General features: G+C 61.0%; 14 protein-coding genes and 1 tRNA gene. 9 read left to right on the forward strand and 6 right to left on the reverse strand.

Going from position 1 to position 18,557, the window contains the following annotated elements:
• The first annotated feature begins 360 nt into the window (after positions 1-360).
• The 4 genes from BCS36_RS01600 to BCS36_RS01615 all read left to right on the forward strand — a co-directional run bounded on the left by BCS36_RS01600 (position 361) and on the right by BCS36_RS01615 (position 5,215).
• Positions 361-2,406, forward strand: coding sequence for an ATP-binding protein (locus tag BCS36_RS01600; protein WP_291301180.1), 2,046 nt, complete (start codon positions 361-363; stop codon positions 2,404-2,406).
• Entirely contained in the window at positions 2,289-3,320 is a 1,032-nt protein-coding gene (locus BCS36_RS01605; protein ID WP_291301215.1) for a response regulator, read from the forward strand. Before BCS36_RS01600 ends, BCS36_RS01605 begins: the two co-directional genes overlap by 118 nt.
• Positions 3,320-4,795 carry a sigma-54 dependent transcriptional regulator gene (locus BCS36_RS01610; protein WP_291301181.1) on the forward strand — a complete coding sequence of 492 codons (1,476 nt, stop codon included), beginning with the start codon at positions 3,320-3,322 and terminating at the stop codon, positions 4,793-4,795. The genes BCS36_RS01605 and BCS36_RS01610 overlap by 1 nt, the downstream gene beginning before the upstream one ends.
• A 162-nt stretch (positions 4,796-4,957) precedes the next feature.
• A complete protein-coding gene (locus BCS36_RS01615) occupies positions 4,958-5,215 on the forward strand; it encodes a hypothetical protein (protein ID WP_179980506.1) in 258 nt (85 codons plus the stop codon).
• A gap of 437 nt (positions 5,216-5,652) precedes the next feature.
• Here the strand turns inward: BCS36_RS01615 and BCS36_RS01620 are convergent, their stop codons facing one another.
• From BCS36_RS01620 to BCS36_RS01645, 6 genes are all read right to left on the reverse strand, one after another.
• Entirely contained in the window at positions 5,653-7,452 is a 1,800-nt protein-coding gene (locus tag BCS36_RS01620) for a methyl-accepting chemotaxis protein (protein ID WP_291301182.1), read from the reverse strand.
• A gap of 445 nt (positions 7,453-7,897) precedes the next feature.
• Entirely contained in the window at positions 7,898-9,664 is a 1,767-nt protein-coding gene (locus tag BCS36_RS01625; RefSeq protein ID WP_291301183.1) for a methyl-accepting chemotaxis protein, read from the reverse strand.
• Between the two features lie 361 nt (positions 9,665-10,025).
• Positions 10,026-10,115: transfer RNA gene (locus BCS36_RS01630), tRNA-Ser, on the reverse strand.
• Between the two features lie 296 nt (positions 10,116-10,411).
• The gene (locus BCS36_RS01635) at positions 10,412-10,687 is read right to left on the reverse strand and encodes an HU family DNA-binding protein (RefSeq protein WP_022659096.1); all 276 of its coding nucleotides are present in this window, start codon (positions 10,685-10,687) and stop codon (positions 10,412-10,414) included.
• 354 nt (positions 10,688-11,041) lie between these two features.
• Positions 11,042-11,920, reverse strand: coding sequence for a glutamate racemase (gene murI, locus BCS36_RS01640; RefSeq protein WP_291301184.1), 879 nt, complete (start codon positions 11,918-11,920; stop codon positions 11,042-11,044).
• Positions 11,921-11,965: 45 nt separating this feature from the next.
• Positions 11,966-12,889 carry a sulfite exporter TauE/SafE family protein gene (locus BCS36_RS01645; RefSeq protein ID WP_291301185.1) on the reverse strand — a complete coding sequence of 308 codons (924 nt, stop codon included), beginning with the start codon at positions 12,887-12,889 and terminating at the stop codon, positions 11,966-11,968.
• A 575-nt stretch (positions 12,890-13,464) separates the two neighbouring features.
• On the opposite strand from BCS36_RS01645, the gene hisH reads away from it, so the two are divergent.
• The 5 genes from hisH (at position 13,465) to purB (ending at position 18,536) form a co-directional block, all read left to right on the forward strand.
• Entirely contained in the window at positions 13,465-14,115 is a 651-nt protein-coding gene (hisH, locus tag BCS36_RS01650) for an imidazole glycerol phosphate synthase subunit HisH (protein WP_291301186.1), read from the forward strand.
• Positions 14,105-14,884, forward strand: coding sequence for an imidazole glycerol phosphate synthase subunit HisF (gene hisF, locus BCS36_RS01655; protein ID WP_291301187.1), 780 nt, complete (start codon positions 14,105-14,107; stop codon positions 14,882-14,884). Before hisH ends, hisF begins: the two co-directional genes overlap by 11 nt.
• Before the next feature lie 55 nt (positions 14,885-14,939).
• Entirely contained in the window at positions 14,940-16,067 is a 1,128-nt protein-coding gene (locus BCS36_RS01660) for a PP-loop family protein (protein WP_291301188.1), read from the forward strand.
• A 731-nt stretch (positions 16,068-16,798) separates the two neighbouring features.
• Complete coding sequence (locus tag BCS36_RS01665; RefSeq protein ID WP_291301189.1) at positions 16,799-17,218, forward strand: zinc ribbon domain-containing protein; 420 nt, start codon at positions 16,799-16,801, stop codon at positions 17,216-17,218.
• A gap of 7 nt (positions 17,219-17,225) precedes the next feature.
• A complete protein-coding gene (gene purB, locus BCS36_RS01670; RefSeq protein WP_291301190.1) occupies positions 17,226-18,536 on the forward strand; it encodes an adenylosuccinate lyase in 1,311 nt (436 codons plus the stop codon).
• The last annotated feature ends 21 nt before the right edge of the window (positions 18,537-18,557 follow it).

An 18,557-nucleotide genomic window follows, 5' to 3' on the forward strand; every position in this document is an offset into this window, starting at 1 on the left:
ACGGTCTGCCCCAAGGTAAACAGGGGACATGCGCCGTAACGGCGGGCGTCTGCCCATTCAGTCGCCCGAGCATTTCACAATGAAAATGCTCTGAAAGGTCGCCGGACGGTCGGTTGATCCAGGCAGACCGTCCATTGTGCCGCCACCATGACAGCACAATCCTGATCTACATACCATCAAAAAACGTACCATTTGTACATATATTTGAGGCATGAAAAAAAGCTTAATAAACTTGGGTGTTATGTGATTTTTTTGGCAATGGTCGTTGGCGGTATTGCCATGTTCAGATAAAAATGACAAAATTCATTAAATTATGACAACAGATTGAGCTTCTGCTCCTCCTCAACATGCGAGGCATTCATGGCGCACGTTGTCTCAAAAAAAAATGGTCCGGCCATCTGGCTGCCCCTACTTGCCTGTTTTTTCTGGCTTGTTTTCACCCTCGCGCTCTACCGTCAGGCCGCGCGCGTTGATGAAGCCCACAGGCTTGAACTGGAGCATACCAGATTATCCACGGTTGCGCGACAGCTTATGGACGCGCGTAACTGGAATGCGGCCCACGGCGGCGTCTATGTGCTGAAAAGCGCATACGGGCAGGCCAATCCCTGGTTGCCCGAAGCCGAACGGACTGTGGACACTGCGGACGGGCGCACTCTCGTGCTCATGAATCCCGCCTATATGAGCCGCCAACTGGCTGAACGCAATTCAGAACCGGGCATTGGCATCAGCATCATCAGCAATGTGCCCCTGCGGCCGGAAAACAAGGCCGATGCCTGGGAGTCCGATGCCCTTGGGCAGTGTACCGAAGGGGCGCAGGAAATCTTCAGCGCTCCGGAAACGGACGGGCAGGGTAAACTGCGCCTGCTCAGCGTGCTTGTGGCGCAGGAAAGCTGCCTGCGCTGCCACCTGGGCCGCACGGTGGGCGAGGTGCTCGGCGGCATCAGCGTCAGCCAGAACGCCGAGGCCTATATGCACAATGCGGGTCTGCAGCAGCGCAACATGCGCCTGCTCTATTCGCTGCTGGGCCTGACGGGCGTGCTTGCCATCGGCGGGCTTACGCTCAATCTCACGCGGCGGCGCTGGCTGGCCGAAGAAACCAGCCGCATGAAGAGCGCCTTTATGGCGCGTCTGAGCCACGACATGCGCACCCCGCTGACGGCCATACTGGGCATGAGCGAACTTTTGCAGCAAAAGGCCATGCCGGAAAAGGAACGCAGAAGCGCCCTGCGGTATCTGACGCAGGCAGGCAGCGCCCTGCTGGAAATGGTGCGCGACGTCACCGACCACGCAAGCCTTGAACAGGGCGCGCTGCAACTGCGCGCTGATCCCTTTTCATTGCGCGCGGCCCTTGAAGGCTGCACCGTCCTGTTCCGGCCAGTGGCCGAGGCCAAGGGGCTGGATATTGATCTGGACGTGGACCCGCAACTGCCGGACGCCGTGGTGGGCGACAGTTTTCGCTTGCGTCAGGCCCTGGGCAACCTTGTGAGCAATGCGGTGAAATTTACCGAGCTTGGCCGGGTGCGCATCTGCGTGGGGCCCACCGGGCGAAAGTCGGGGGGCGCACCGTTTGGCCCGGCTGATTCCCTGTGCCTCAGAATTCTGGTGCAGGATACAGGGCCGGGCCTGCCCGTCGAAGACGCCGAGCGCATCTTTGAAAGCTTCCAGCGGGGTAGCGACGCGTCGTCGGCTCCCGGCACGGGGCTTGGGCTGTATATCGCGCGCACCATTGCCCGCCGTATGGGCGGGGATGTGACGGTGACCTCAGCGCCGGGCAGGGGATCCTGCTTTGCTCTTGAGGTATGCCTGCAACTGCCCGGCTGCACTGACGAAAAAAAGAGCGGCAAAAGGCATGACAGTCAGGCCGCCGCAGCGTCGCCGTACGGAGCTGGCGCTGCGCCGGAAGCCGGGCAATGCACGGTAGCCGGAGCCGTCGGAGCGGCCATGCCGCCGTGTTTGCCTGGGCTTTGCACAGAGCCGGAATCGTCCGCCGGGTCTGAGTCGCCCGCAGCGGCTGCGCTTTCCACAAAATTTGAGTCGCCAGCCTTGACTGCGCCGCGTTCCGCTCCGTGTTCCGGCTCTGCGCCATGCTCCGCGTCGCTCCCCACGCCGTCCCCAATCCGGCCCTGCGCCGCAGAATGCGTGCTGCCCGACGCTGGCGCAGGCGCTGCCACGGATCCGCTGCGGATGCGGGCAGCGGGGCCGATCTCCCTTCAGAAAACGGCTGTTTTGCGGGCCGCCGCATTCTTGTGGCCGAAGACAATGAGGCCAACAGGTATATTATGGAACACATGCTGCGGGCTGAGGGCGCGTGCGTGCGTATGGCGCGCGACGGCAAGGCCGCTCTGGCCGCCCTTGGTCAGGGGCCGTGGGATCTGGCTATTCTTGACGCGCGTATGCCCGACATGAGCGGGCTTGATGTGTTGCAGGCCGTGCGCCTCGGCCATGCCGACGTTCCGGCGCGGCAAAAAACCGTCATTTACACCGCCGCCCTTGACGAGGAAGACAGGCGGCGCTGCAAGGAGCTGGGGGCTGATCTCGTTTTGCTCAAACCCCTGACCTTTGCCGTGCTGCGCAAGGAACTGGCCTCCCTGCTGACGGCTGAAGATTCAAGGCGCGCCCCTGCTGGCGCTGCTCCGCCGTCTGGCGGGCTGGCTGCGGGCAAGGTCTGCGTTGGCGAGAAATTCGCTGTTGCGGCGTCCACTGTTCATGCCTGCGCGTCTGCCCCGGAGGAAAGCCCCACCGTGCCAGCCCCGCGCTGCATGCCCGAATCTTCTGGCCAGTCTGAATTTTTTGGCCAGGCCGAATCTACAGCCCGCCCCGCTTCACAGGGCCTCGAAGCAGGGTTTGGGGGCGACCCCGGCACGCACGGGGAGGAGGCGCTGGCGCTCTGGAACAGGCCAGCAGCCATGGACGCGCTGGATCACGACCTCCAGTTGCTGACGCAGCTGGCTGGGGTATTGCGGGGGGATTTGCGCACCCGTGACGCGGAACTGGAAGCGGCTTTGGCCGCAGGCGATGATGTCTGCCTGCGGCGTCTGGGGCATGCCGTCAAGAACTCCGCCGGAACCATGCGTTTTGACGCGCTGCGCGAGCGGGCCTGCCATGTGGAGAAAGCGCAAAAGGCCGATCTTGGGCAGGCCGTGACCCGGATGCGCGCCGCTCTGCGGGAGGCTCTGGATATGCTGGATAAAGAGCTGGACAAGGAACTGGGCAAAGATATGGACAGCGTGGACGCCATGCCGGGCAAAACATTTCTGCCGGACCCGGCGGCGGGCATCGTGGCAGGCACGGCCCAGGCGGGCTGCAAGGGAGGCTGCTGATGGCCCGTGTTCTCGTGGTGGATGACGAGGCGCTCATGCGCACCATGGTCGAGGTGGTGTGCACGCGCATGGGGCACGAAGTGCTGCTGGCGGAGAACCTCAGTCAGGGGCTGGAGATGGGCCGTCAGGGCGTGGACGTCGTGCTTCTTGACGTCTGGCTGCCCGACGGCAGCGGCCTTGAGTGGCAGGGCGACTTTGCCCACCTGCCCGGCGTGCCCGATGTCGTCATCATTACTGGGCACGGCGACGGCGACGCTGCCGAGGTTGCCCTGCGCTCTGGCGCCTGGGAGTTTCTGACCAAACCCTTGAAGGTGCGCGATATTGAGCAGTGTTTGCGCCATGTGCTGACCTGCCGCACAAACAGAGTTCCGGGGCCGGAATCCCTGCTGGTGGACAGCGGCCATATTCTGGGGGCGGGCGCGGGCATGAGCCGCGCCCTGAAACTTCTGGCCCAGGCCGCGCAGAGCGAGGTCAATGTTCTTTTGCTGGGCGAAACCGGGGTAGGCAAGGAAGTTTTTGCCAAGGCCCTGTACCGCAACAGCGCGAGGGCCGCGCGCCCTTTTGTGACGGTGGACTGCGCCTCGCTGCCTGAAACCCTGGTGGAGAGCCATCTTTTCGGACACAGCCGTGGCGCGTTCACCGGGGCGGACAGGGCGCGGGAAGGGCTTTTGCTGGCGGCCAACAAGGGCACGCTTTTTCTTGATGAGGTGGGCGACCTGCCACAGGCCATGCAGGGCGCTTTTTTGCGCGCCCTTGAACTCAAGCGGTTCAGGCCCGTGGGTGAAGTACGCGAGGTCAGCAGCGACTTTCGCCTTGTGGCCGCCACCAATAAAAACATCGAAATCATGGCCAGGGATGGGACCTTTCGCTCTGACCTGCTGTTCCGCCTTCAGGGGCTCACCATCGTCATTCCGCCCCTGCGCGAGAGAAGGGACGAGATTCCCGCGCTGGCCCAGCAGACCGTCAGCCGCTTCTGCCTGCACAATGAGTTGCCCGGCAAGGCTATTTCCGGGCAAATGCTTGACATACTTATGGAATATTCCTGGCCCGGCAATGTGCGCGAGTTGATCCACTGCATAGAGCGCGCCTGTCTGGCCGCCGGGCAGGGCGACCTGCTCCTGCCTGTGCATATGCCCACCCGTATGCGCGTGGACGAGGCGCGCCGCCGCATGGGCCGGGGGCAGGAAGGCGGCTTTGCCGAAGCTGCCGCCAGCATTGCCGCACAACCCGCTGCCAGCGGATTTCACGCTTCCAGCGTTCCTTCAGGCGGCGCTGCGTGCGCATCTGCCGGTCTGCCGCCGCTTTCCGGCCCGGAAGAGGGCCTGCCAGCGCTGCGCCAGTGGAAGGCTCAGGCCGAAGAAGCCTATGTGCGCCGCGTATGGGCCGTCACCGGCGGCGACGTGCGCAAGGCTGCGTCGCTGGCTGGCATATCGCGCGGGCACTGGTATGAGCTTATGAAGAAGTGCGGCCTGTAATGGGCCCGCCAGGCCGATTTTGTTTCGCTTGCTCTCTTGTGCCCTTTATTACGGCTGGTCGTGCAAAAAAAGGTCAGTTTCCGTGGCCAAGAAACCTTGCATCGCCGCATGAAAGGCGCTATAGCGAAAAAAATCGGCTTATTAAAGGCAATAAGACAGCATATGAACAAGAGTCCCCTTACTATCAAAGGATATGTTACGGCAGTGCCGCGCTCTGTGGATGCGCGGCAGGCCAGGGTGGCCGTGATCCAGGACGACGTGGAATACCGTATTGTACCTCGTGGAGCTGGTGTTGACCTTGACGATGAAGTCAGCCTTCCTGTGGAAGTTACCGGCCAGCATGAAGAGGTCGATGGCGTGAATTATCTCGTGGTGCGCGGTTACACTGTGTTGGAAGACGACTCCTGGCTTGAAGAATAGACACATCCCCCTTCTCAGAGTAGAGTAACTTTGAGAATCTTCATTTTCAAAGCTTACAACACGCTCGTACGGTGCATGCATGCATAAATAAATGCCAATACTGCTTTTGTGCAGTCATTGGGATGTTGGCGCTTTGCCCGTTGCGGCCCGGTGGACAAGGGGCAAAGCCTGCCATGCGGGTTAGCGCAATGTAATTTTGACGGAGTTATATGTTCTGGTGCTGCGCGAGAGCGCAGCACGCCGCAACGAGGCGCAGATTCTGCCAACGATCGTATTTTTCGGCAGAATGACAACGTGAAATGTGAAGCATTTCAAAGGTAGTCTAGTCTATTGTTGTGTGAAAGTCCCTCCGGCCCGTATGGGCCGGAGGGACTTTCATTGTCAGCGCTGGGCCGAGTCTTTCACGGCCGACGCAGCCCGAGGCGGGCTTGGGGCACTTATTTTTTCATGTCCGCGATGAGGTCGGTCAGGCTGTGCGCCTGACGCGCCAGATCGCCGACGGCCCGTGCCGCCTCGTCCATGGCCTGGGCGGTCTGCTGCACCACCTCGTTGACCGAGGTGATGGAGCGGTTGATTTCCTCGCTGGCGGCGGACTGCTGTTCGCTGGCGGCGGCAATGGCGTTGACCTGGTCTGCCGTGGCTTCTACCGTGGTGACGATTTCGCTGAGGGCCTGGCCGGACTGGTTGGCGAACTGCGTGGCCTGATCCACCTGCTCCGAAGCGCTTTCCATAGCTGTGAGGCTCTTGGTCGTGCTTTCCTGAATGGCCTTGATGGCATTGCCCACATCATGGGTGGACGCCATGGTTTTTTCGGCCAGCTTGCGCACCTCGTCGGCCACAACGGCAAAGCCGCGCCCGGCGTCACCGGCGCGGGCCGCCTCGATGGCCGCGTTGAGGGCCAGCAGGTTTGTCTGGTCGGCAATGTCGGAAATGACGTTCATGATCTTGCTGATGGCCTGGGCCTGGTCGTTGAGCTGCCCCATATTTTCCGTGAGGCGGCGCGAGACCTCGTGCACCTGCCCTATGCTGTATACGGCCTGCTCCACAATGCGCGCCCCGGCAACGGCCCTTTCACGCGTGTCGTGCGAAGCGGCGGAAGCCTCGGACGCATTGCGCGCCACGCTTTGCACAGTGGCGTTCATCTCGTTCATGGCGGTGGCGGCATCAGTCAGGCGGCGGGCAGAATCCAGCGCGCCTCTGTCTGACTGCTCGATCTGGGCCGAAAGCTGCGTTGAGGCCGTGCTGACCACGTGAGCCACCTGTTCCAGCTTGTCTGCGGCCACAAGCATGGCGGCTGTCCTGGCCTGCGCGTTCTTGCCCGCCTGCTCGGCCTCGCTCTGGGCAGCTCTGGCTTCGGCGGCGGCCGCGTCGGCCTGACGGCTCTTTTCCGCCGCCTGGCTGATAAGCCGCTTGAGGTTGCCGACCATGTCGCGCAGGGCCTGCTCCAGCACGGCCACTTCGTCCCTGCCCGTGGGCTCGATATGCACCTCAAGGTCGCCTGCGGCCACAGTCCGGGCCTGGCCGGTGATTTTGCCCAAAGGCCGGGTGATGGACGTCACCAGGTGGTAGGAAAGGGGGATCACAAGGAGCAGCAGGATGGTCAGAAAGCTCCCGCCATAGGTGGTAAGCGTGTTTACGAGCAGCTCGCGCATGGTGTTGTGCAGTTTGATCTCGTCCCTGTCCACATTATCAATATAAACGCCGGTTCCTATCCAGTACGGCGTGCCCTGCACGTTTTCGGCATAGCCGAGCTTGAACACGTCGCCCGCGCCGGGCTTGGGAAAGATAAAATCCACAAAATCCCCGCCCTTGGCCGAGGCTTTCTGCAGCTCCGTCACGTAGTGTACGCCCTGTTTGTCAGCCGTGCCGGACAGGTCTTTGCCGATGATCTGTTTTTGCGTGGGGTGGGCCACGCAGACCGTGCCCTCATAGACATAGAAGTAGCCCGAAGCGTCGTCTTCAAAACGGGATTTTTCCACATAGTCCGTAATGATGCGCAGCTGTTCCTGCTGCGGCAGCCCCTTGGTCATGGCCTCCAGGCCCAGAGCGGAGGAGTGGGTCACATCCTTGATGCGGGCGCGTTGCGAGGCAAGCAGCTGATTTCTGGCCACGAGGGTTCCTTGGTCAATGACGCTGTTGGTCATGAAGAAGGACAAAACAGCCATGGCTATGGTCATGGCTATCATAAGAACTACAAAAAACGTGATGCGCTGCGAAATGCTGATGGCTCTGAGCATGACGATTCTCCAGGTCGGTCCGTGTGGACTTTCCGCCTGATGGCCGTGTGAAAACAGCGGGCTTGATGTTGTTGGATGACGCGCAAGAAAACCCTGGTCGCGCCGGGCATGAAGCGTTATGCCTCAGTTTTGAGGCAGGCAGGCGTCAGTTTTGCGGTGGGACCGTGTCGGGAGGCGGGCTGGGAAAAGGGGGTGACGGCGCATGCCTGACAACGGGCGGTTGAGGCCGTAGACAAGCAGCGTGCAGCATGGCAGGGCAGGATCGCCACAGCCACGTGAGCGTGGGATTGAAATGCTGGTTCATGGCTCAAGAGAAAGTGGACAGGCCATGCCTGCACAACTGCAGCACTTCGCCAGCCTGCCCGTAAGGGCAGACCAGCGGCGCATGGCAGTCTTCCGTCGTCGCGTGACTCGGCTTCAGAAGACAGTTAACCAGAAAGATTTACTATTTATACTCTTCGTCTCGCATTTCCGCAATAAGAGATGTCAGAGTGCCAGTTTGCCGCATCAGATCGCCGACGGCTCGTGAGGCGTCGCTCATGGCCCGGGCCGTCTGCTGCACGGCCTCGTTGACCGTAGAAATGGTGCGGTTGATTTCGTCGCTGGCCACAGACTGCTGTCCGCTGGCTGCAGCAATGGCATTGACCTGATCCGCCGCGCCTTCAACGGTGGTGACTATCTCGCCCAGAGCCTGACCGGATTGGCTGGCGAATTCCGTAGCCTTGTTCACCTGGGCGGCCGCAGTGCCCATGGCGGCCATGCTTGTGGCCGTGCTCTCCTGGATGGCCCTGATGGCATTGCCCACATCGTGCGTTGAAACCATGGTTTTTTCGGCCAGCTTGCGCACCTCGTCAGCCACAACAGCAAAGCCGCGCCCGGCCTCACCGGCACGCGCCGCCTCAATGGCGGCATTGAGGGCCAGCAGGTTGGTCTGGTCCGCGATGTCGGAAATAACGTTCATGATATTGCTGATGGCCTGGGCCTGATCATTGAGTTGCCCCATATTTTCCGTGAGCCGCAGCGAAACCTCATGCACCTGGCCTATGCTGTGGACGGCCTGTTCCACTATACTGGCTCCGGCCACCGCCTTTTCGCGCGTTTCATGCGATGCCGCCGATGCCTCGGCGGCGTTGCGGGCCACGTTGTGCACGGTGGCGTTCATCTGGTCCATGGCGCTGGCGGCTTCGGCCAGCCGCCGGGCCGAGGCGACCGCCCCCTTGTCGGACTGTTCAATGCGGACAGAAAGCTGGGTGGAAGCAGCGCTCACGGCCTCGGCAACCAGCTCAAGCTTTTGGGCTGCAGCAAGCATTGCCGCTGTTTTCTTTTTGGCGTTTTCTTCCGAGGCTTCGGCTTTGCCCAATGCTTCCGCCGCCATGCGCGACTGCTCCACGGCCTTTTCCGACTCCTGGCGTGCCCGCTCTATGTGCTTTTGCAGGGCCTCCACCATGGCCACGATGTCGGCGTAGACGCCGCGCCGCGCCGTGTCGTTGTCCATGCTGTAATCGCCCCCGGCTACACGCCGGGCGATAAGGGCCAGCTGGCCGGGGTCCTTGCCAAGCTGCCTGCTGAGGGAGCGCGTGAGATACAGGCAGATGCCCACCGCGCAGATGATGGCGATCCCGGCCAGAATCAGGGAGGTGGCGCGCGCCTGCCCGCCAATGGCCGAAGCGTCGCCCGCGGCCTGCTGGCTGCCGGTGACGTTGCGCTTGACCAGTTCGGCGCAGGCCTCGGCCATTTTGTCGAAAAGGGGGCTGTATTTGCTGTCAAAGGTAGACACCGCCAGGCCGCGCCGACCGTTGAGCATGCTTTTGATCATCCCTTCGCGCACTTCGGCGGCCTCGACGGACAGCGCGTCAATGCGCTCTATGAGTTCCTTGTCCGTGCCAATAAGGCCTGCGGGCAGGGATTGCATGAGCGTGAGAAATACCTCGCGGTTTTCCTGCATGATTTGCAGGGACTGCTGGATTCGTGCCTCATACTTGCGGATTTCGTCCGCGTAGTTTTGCGACATGATGGCGGCGAGGTCCGCCCGAACGGCATTAATCTGAATGTTCATGGCCTGAACGGCAATGACCGCCGGCAGCCACGTGCTGTCGATTTCACGCACTCGTGAGTTCATTGCGTCGAGATTTTTGATGCCAACGCCCGAAAGAACAAGAAGAATGGCGATGACAGACAGGAATGACAGCATAAGTTTGACGCCCAGCTTCATTGGCTTTCCTCCACGGTGGCCGGTGTACGGTGCGGGGCTCGCGCCCTGCATCTGACAAAAAAAGCCCGACAGACCATACTGCGGGCTACATGGCCATTCCGTCTTTACTCGGAATGTGGGGGGTGCCGTCCGCTGGAGCCCTGAGCTGACTGATGAAGGCAGACGGGCGCGGATAGAGAGCAGGCGCAGTGGCCCGTCCCTGTAAACATAACTGTGGTCTATGTTTTTCTGTAGCAGCCTCTGTGTTTTTCCGCAACTGGCGGGAGACGACAAAACGCCCTGCAAGCATTAAGGAGCGCGGGAGAAAAAAAGAAGCCCCATACGGCCTTGGGGCTTTATGGGGCTGCATACAATGCTTTTATGGCGGAGGGGGAGGGATTTGAACCCCCGGAAGGCTCACACCTTCAACGGTTTTCAAGACCGCCGCGATCAACCGCTCTGCCACCCCTCCGCAGGGTGCGCGCGTTGGCGTAATCCAAGCTAGTAATGTATTCCGGGTTGAAATTCAATAGAGCATTTACAGGGATCAGCCCTGGCGGCTCGGTGCCCGCAGCTGGCGCGATGCCCCGCGCATGATTCGCGTCATAATTCGCGTAGGCGCGGCGGGTCTGTTCGCGCAAGCGCGCCGCAGTCTGTCCGCGCTGTTTTGGGCTGGCAGGGGGCTGGGCTTGAAGGTGGCCGACCATAAACAAGAAGCGCGCTCTCCCGAAAAGGAGAGCGCGCCGCAAAAACTTACTTAAGCCAAAGTTATTTGATGGCGTCTTTCAGACCCTTGCCGGGCGTGAATTTGGCAACCTTGCTGGCCGGAATGGTGATTTCCTTGCCAGTGCGGGGGTTACGACCCTTACGGGCGGCGCGTTCCACAACCTTGAAGCTGCCAAATCCGGTAAAGGTCACGGATTCGCCAGAGGCCAGGGCTTCACGCAGGGAAGCCACTACGGCGTCAAGGGCTTCTTCAGCTTTAGCCTTGGTGGGAAGGCCGGCTTTGGCATGGATTTTTTCAACAAGCTCAGCTTTAGTCATGATGCTTCTCCATAAAGGATTTCGGTTTGTTCCCTGATTGATGCCATATCGGACCACACGCAAAGGTATGGCCATAGGGGGGTGGCCCGACGGGCCGATCTCGCATGGGATAGTCACGGATATGCCAACCCGGCATTGCCGCGCCATGGGGGATTTTGAACATTGACGTTTTTTGCGCCGTCAGACTGTTGTCTCATTACGTTAGCGCTGTTTTTCTGTCAACGAAAAAGCGAGAAATGCGCGCCGTTCAAGCTTTTTGGCTCGCGCGGCAAAAAAATATTCGCTTCAGCGGGGCTGTGCGCCCGGGTATGGTTACTGTTAGTAGGATGAAATATTTGAAAATAAAATTACAGCCTACAGGTCCACCAGTGTGACTTCGTCTTCTGTCATGTCGCGGCCCAAAAACAGGCTGCCCGTGCGGATAAAACGGGTTACGTGGTCTGTGGTCAGAAAGCGGCTTTCACCCTGACGCTTTCCTGCGGCGTCGCTGGCAGCGGCTGCCCTGTCCGGGTGCAGCAGGTGCAGAGTGTTCAGCTCTTGCGCCACAAATTCCGCTGTGGTGGCGGCGGAGTCCACAATATGCACGTCCGGCCCCACGACCTGACGCAGTGCGTCCTGAAGCAGGGGGTAGTGCGTGCAGCCGAGCACCAGAGTGTCGGGCAGAAGCGCGGCGTCATCGGCGGCCTTATTATCCGGCGCATCAAAAAGCCCTTCAAGGTAGCGGCGGATGATGCCTTCAACCAGGGGGCCGTTCATCCAGCCCTCTTCAGCCAGCGAGACAAAAAGATTGCATGCGCGCGTCAGCACCACGGCATCGGGCCGGATGCGCGCAATGGCCTGCTGGTAAGCGCCGCCGTTGATGGTGGCCTCCGTGGCCAGCACCACGATGCGTCCATTGCGGCTGGCCTCTGCCGCTGCCTGAGATCCTGGTTCCACCACGCCCAGAACGGGCAGGGGGGCAAAATGCTCACGCAAAGCGGGCAGGGCAGCCGCTGTGGCCGTGTTGCAGGCGACCACCAGCATCTTGACGCCCATGTCCACCAGCTTTTGCGCGGCGCTGAGCGTATAACGGATGATGGTGTCACGACCCTTTGTGCCGTAGGGCAGCCGGGCTGTATCGCCGAGGTAGAGCAGATCTTCGCCGGGCAGGCGCTTGGCCAGAGCCTTGAAAACAGTAAGACCGCCCATGCCGGAGTCAAAAAGTCCAATGGGCAGCCGGGAATTCGAATTCATGCCGTATCCTTTGAATGGGCCGCCCCAGACAAAGGCAGGCGACCGTTAGAAACTTTGGCCCAAATACCGTATGGCTGTAAAGAGCAAAATGGCCGCCAGAAGGCATTTCAGCAAAGTGGCGGGCACGTATTTCTGGCAGCGTGCGCCAAGATACATGCCGCACATGCCGCCCAGCCCCACCAGCAGGCCCATGCGCCAGTCGGGCGCGACGGCCATGTCCGGATAAAAGGGGGCCAGCAGAAAGTAAAAGCTCACCCCTGCCACTGATGTGAGGAAAGTGGCAAAAAGTGTTGCTCCGGCCACGGCATAAACCGGAAGCGCAAAAAAGGAAACCAGAAAAGGCGCCATGATCGCGCCGCCGCCAATGCCGTATATGCCGCCCACAAGGCCGACGACAAGGCTGAGCAGGGCCAGTTTGCGGGTGGAAACGGTATGGTTTTTTCCCTGAAAAACAAAAACAAGAGAGCGGCTGTTCCACTCCAGCACGGCGCAGCGGTCTGTGACAGGCTGCCGACCTGCGGCATTTATTGCTGCCGAGCCGCCCGCCCGCATATTTTCCGTCTTGTTGCGCCGGGCCTTCCAGGTGGTAACGGCCATGCGCCCGCCGACGTACAGCAGCACCAGCCCGGCGAATATCTTGAATTTTGCCGGGTCTGGCAACCAGTTGATGCGTATGAGCGCCCCGAGAAAAACCCCCGGCAAGGTTCCGGCGGCCACGGTGAGGGTCAATGGCCAGACAAGCCTGCCTTCACGCCAGTAACGCCAGACGCCGGGCGGACAGGCCAGCACGTTGAAAAACTGGTTGGTGGCGCTGACGCTGGGGTTCACATACCCAAGCACGCTCATATGAAAAGGGAGTAAAAGAAACGCGCCCGAGATGCCGCCCATGGACGTAAAAAAGGATATGCCCAGGGCCACGCCAAAGGGCAGCAGCGGGTGGCATTCAATGCCGGCAGTGGGAAAATACATGGCGGCCCCCGGGTTTTGTCAAAATCAAATTATAAAAACTTTTTAAAAACAGTATAATAGCTATAGTCTTCTTCACGGTTTTTATAATAAGCGTGATTTTAATTCTTGTCACTAGGGCGTGTGCATGTTGAGGCGGCGTGTTGTTTGAAAGGCTGTTTTTGCTGCCCGCAGCTCCAGGTCAGAACGCCGTAAACTTGTTGGATTATCCCTGGATAAAAATTTTAGGGAAGCACTAATTAAAGAGCCTCATGGAAACGTGCAGTTATTTCGTTTGGCAAGGCGCAATTTTTTTTGAAGCAGGAGTGGGGCTCTTCCGTCCTTGACTGCTTCAAAAAAAGTGAAGCAACGCCGCCAACCGGAATAAATCAGCGTTTCCTTAGGGGATGGGGACGTGGAGTAGGCGACCCTTTTTTAAAAGGGTCTTTCCCCACAAAGTATTGCAACGCGATCCCTCGCCTTCAGGGTCGGCGGCGGCGCGTTGCCTGTCGCCCTGCAAAAATGTATGCTTTCGCCTTCTCCGCGCACAAGGCAGTCAGGGCTTTGGCCCGGGCTGCGCAACACAGTAAGGAAGCACCATGCTGGCCATTCTGGATTACAAGGCGGGCAATCAGACGAGCGTGCGCCGCGCTCTGGAACACCTGGGCATACCCTGCGCCATAACGGCAGACCCCGCAACGCTCGAAAGTGCCGGGGGAGTCATTTTTCCTGGCGTGGGAGCCGCAGGGCAGGCCATGGGCGCGCTGGCGGAATCGGGCATGGACGAAGCCCTGCGGCAGGTGGTGCGCAGGGGGCAGCCCCTGCTCGGCATATGCCTTGGCTGTCAGATATTGCTGCAACGCAGTGAAGAGAATGACACCACGACCCTTGGCATCGTACCCGGCATCAGCCGCCTTTTTGAAGACGGCATGCTTCAGGAGGACGGCGCCCCTGCGCCAGTGCCCCACATGGGTTGGAACAGTCTTGAGGCCGTAGCGCCCTGCGTTCTGCTTGAAGGCATAGAGCCCATGGCGGAGTATTACTTTGTGCACAGCTATTATGTGGAGCCCGATCCTTCGCTGGTGCTGGCCACCACCACCTACGGGCGCACCTTCTGCTCGCTTTACGGGCGCGAGGGCCTCTGGGCCGCCCAGTTTCATCCGGAAAAAAGCGGACGGCCCGGCCTGAACCTGCTGCGCAATTATTACAAATACTGCCAGAATTCGCGGGAGGCGCGCCATGCTCAGTAAACGGGTAATACCCTGCCTGGACGTGCGTAATGGGCGTCTGACCAAGGGCGTCAAATTTGTGGGCAACGAGGATATCGGCGACCCGGTGGAAAGCGCGCGCCGGTACTATGAAGAAGGCGCGGACGAAATCGTTTTTTACGACATTACGGCTTCGGCCGAGGCGCGGGGCATTTTTCTGGATGTGGTGGAGCGCGTCGCGGAACAGATTTTCATTCCCTTTGCCGTGGGCGGCGGCATTTCCAGCGTGACCGACATGCGCGCCGTGCTGCTGGCCGGGGCGGAGAAGGTCTCCATAAATTCGGCGGCGGTCAAGGATCCCCACCTCATCAGTCAGGGGGCTGACGCCTTTGGCTCGCAGGCCATAACAGTGGGCATGGACGTGCTGGCCGTGCCCGTGAGCCCAGAGATTCCATCCGGGTATGAAATTGTCATCCACGGCGGTCGCAAGCGTATGGGGCTGGACGCCATTGCCTGGGCGCGCCGCTGTCAGGAACTGGGCGCAGGCGAACTGTGCGTCAACTCCATCGACGCGGACGGCACCAAGGACGGCTACGAACTCAAACTGACCCGCGCCATTGTGGATGCCGTGTCTCTGCCCGTCATCGCGTCGGGCGGGGCGGGCGAACCGCGTCACATGCTGGAAGCCGTGACCACGGGCGGGGCTTCGGCGGCCCTCATTGCCTCCATCGTGCACTACGGGCAGTACAGCATCCGTGAGTGCAAGGAATACATGGCCGCGCACGGGGCCAAGATGCGCCTGACCTGGTAGGCCGGGCAGCGGAAAGGGTTTTGGATGGGGGCCAAGAGGCCCCCACCCCGCTTTTATGGCGCTGTTGCGCCGCGTGCACCCCGCCCGCCCTCCATTCAAGAGCGCCAGGGGCACGTCAGAGGAGCGTCAGCACCACATGATCCACAAGCACCACGTCATAAACGCCCACAGCGGGCCAGCCGCCAATGCGGCGGAAAACGCCCCAGCAGCCGGACTCACGGACGCGGCGCAGGCCAAAGGCCTGCCCCAGGCTCAAGCTCTGCCCCAGGCGCTGGCGCGGCTGCTGCGGGCCATGCCGCCGCTGGTGGTGGCCTTTTCCGGCGGCATAGACAGCCGCTTTCTCAGCCATGCGGCCTTGCTGAGCGGTTGCGACGTGCTGGCAGTGCACGCGCGCGGCCCGCACATCCCGGCTGGAGAAAGCGCCCACGCGCTCGCCTGGGCCAAAGGGCGCGGCCTGCCCCTGCTTGTGGTGGATTTTGACCCGCTGTCCCTGCCGGAGGTGTCGACCAACAGCCGCCAGCGCTGCTATGCCTGCAAAACGGGCCTGCTGGCGGCCATCGGGTCGGCGCTGGCGCAGGCCGGACAGCAGGGGCGCGTTCTTTGCGACGGCAGCAATGCTGACGACCTTGTGGCGTTCCGGCCCGGCCTGCGCGCTTTGCAGGAAGCGGGTGTGGTTTCGCCCCTTGCGGAATCGGGCATGGACAAGGCCGCCATCCGCGCGGCGGCGCGGGCCACGGGGCTGGATGATCCCGATCAGCGCGCGCGGCCCTGTCTGCTTACCCGGCTGGCCTACGGTCTTGAGCCGGATGCGGACGTGCTGGCGCGTCTGGCCGCTGCCGAAGAAGCGCTGGCAGGGCTGGAAGCCTCGCATGTTTCTGAAAACTCCTCCGCCGCAACGGCGACAGGCGTGGTTGAGAAGCCCGGCGCGGCATGCGCGGCCTGCGGGGCACACGGGGAAAACGTCGTGGGCCAGGGGGCTGACGCTGAAAAAACTGTTCCGCCTCTGGGCGACCTGCGCCTGCGGCTTACGCCAGCCCCGGTGCTTCAGGTGGAGACGCTGCCCCCAGAGCTTGCGGAAAGGGTGAAAGAGATTCTTGTCCAGCACGGGTTTACTGGTTGTGAACTGCGCGTGGGGCAAGGCATCAGCGGTTTTTATGACAGGCAGGCCCCCACTCAGGACTGAGCGTAAGCTGCCGACGCTTAAGCCGCGTTACGCTTGGCGCGGGGCATAACGCGGCGCGGAACCTGTTTTTTCTTGCCCTGGCGCGTCGCCAAAAATGGAAGACATAGGCCGTCGCCATGTGCAAAAGCGCGCCTGCCGCGCATTCCAGCCATATTGGGCTGGACTTTGTAAAAGAAAGAGCCTATGAATACCGACTTATATCAATGGGGCTCACCCCGGAGGAAAACATGGCTCACAAAAAGATCGAACGTAAGAAAGAACTGGCCCGTCGCCGTCATCGTCGCGCTCAGCGCCTGAAGCAGCGCGTGCGTGAAGCCAAGGCTGCTGCCTAGGCTCAGGTTTTTGATGAGGCCCGCAGGGCCGTGTCGCTTTAGAGCATTTTCACGTTGAAACTGCTCTGGCGGCTGCGTGAGCAGGCGCTCGCCGTGAAGACGCGGGCGCGGTTCATCCGCGCTGGCAAGCGTCATAACTGGCGTGTCGTATCCTTTGGGAATGTATGTTCTCAAGGGTGCTCTGCCCAAGAGGGGGCTGCATCGGCAGCAGCCCTCTTGTGTCATGTGCAAGTTTAAGCAGGTTGTGGCGTTTGAGTTTTTTGCGCGCATTTCCTGTCGCCGGATGGGGCTTTACGCCCCGCGCGGCGGAGCTTGAGCATTTGACGGGCGGCGTACAGACCCAAGTCTGTGGCGGCGCGGTCGTAACAACACAGTGTTTAGCCGTCTTTTAGCGTAATCATGCCTATTTACGAATATCAGTGTCCCCAGTGTCAGCACCGCTTTGAGGAATGGGTAAAAAGCCCCTCCGACCAGGGCGAGGAGCCTTGCCCCAAATGTGGCACGGCCTCGCCGCGCATCATGTCGCAGACCTCGTTTGTCCTCAAGGGCGGCGGCTGGTATGTTGACGATTATGGCTACCGCAAAGGCATAAAGGACGAAGGCGCGTCTTCGGCGTCTTCCACCTCTGAAGCGTCTTCGCCGTCCGGCGCGGGAGAGGCTTCACCTGCGCCAGCAAGCGGCGGCGAGAAGGCTGGCGGCAGCGCCGCGCCTTCTCCTGCGGCAAAAGCGCCTGCTGCCGCTCCGGCCCCCACGTCAGCCCCCAAGCCAGCCCCTACAACCGCGGCCCCCAAGGCCAGCGCCGCCAAACCGGCTTCATGAGGCAGTCATGATCGAACGCTACTCCCGGCCCGAAATGGGCACTATCTGGACGTTGAAAAACCGTTATCAGGCATGGCTTGACGTTGAAGTGGCCGTGTGCCGGGCCTGGAGCGAAATGGGCCGCATCCCGGCCGAGGCCGTGGAAAACATCAGCGCCAAGGCCTCCATCGACGTTGACCGCATTCTTGAAATTGAAGAAGTGACCCGGCACGACGTCATTGCCTTTCTGACCTCGCTTGAAGAAAAAGTGGGGCCGGACGCCCGGTATATCCATCTCGGCTGCACGTCGTCCGATATTGTGGATACGGCCAACGCCCTCTTGCTGGTGCAGGCGGGCGAGCTTATCCTTCAGGATATACGCGCGCTTTTACAAAGCATTGAAACCCTGGCCCGCCGTCACAAGGGGCAGCTGTGCATGGGCCGCACCCACGGCATCCATGCCGAGCCCACCAGCTTCGGCCTCAAGATGGCCGGGTTTTACGCCGAATTTTCGCGCCATCTGGAGCGTGTGCAGGCCGGACTCGAAAGCGTGCGGGTCGGCAAGATTTCCGGCGCGGTGGGCACCTACGCCTTTCTGTCGCCCGAACTGGAGCAGCGCGCCCTGGCCCACCTCGGCCTTGGGGTTGACCCGCACTCCACCCAGATCATCCAGCGCGACCGCTACGCGCACTTCTTTACCTCGCTGGCCATTCTTGGCGGCGGCATAGAGCGCCTTTGCGTTGAACTGCGCCACCTGCAGCGCACCGAAGTGCTGGAAGTGGAAGAGGGCTTTGCCAAGGGGCAAAAAGGGTCTTCGGCCATGCCGCACAAAAAGAATCCCATTTCCGCCGAGAACATGACCGGGCTTTCAAGGCTTTTGCGCACCAACGCCCTGGCCTCCCTCGAAAACCAGGCCCTCTGGCATGAGCGGGACATCAGCCACTCTTCGGTGGAGCGCGTGATCATGCCCGACTCCACCATCCTGGCGGACTATATTCTCACCCGCCTTACCCGCCTTCTGGACGGGCTGGTGGTCAAGCCCGAGCGCATGCGCGAAAATATGGACCGTTCTTTTGGCCTGTATTTTTCACAGCGCGTGCTCACGGCCCTTATCGCCACCGGCATGCCGCGCCAGCAGGCCTATGAGGCCGTGCAGCGTCTGGCCATGCAAAGCTGGGAAACCCGCGTGGCCTTTCCCGAGCTTGTGCGGGCCGACGCAGACATGCGCACCCGCCTTGGCGAGGCCGCGCTCGATGAGCTTTTTGATCCATCCTACTATCTGCAGCACGAGGACGAGATTTTCGCCCGCGTGTTCGACAGCAAACCCGTATTGAGCTAGCCGAGGTCATGATGCGCGCCG

The sequence above is a fragment of the Desulfovibrio sp. MES5 genome, from assembly GCF_002237645.1.
Classification (GTDB): Bacteria; Desulfobacterota; Desulfovibrionia; order Desulfovibrionales; family Desulfovibrionaceae; genus Desulfovibrio.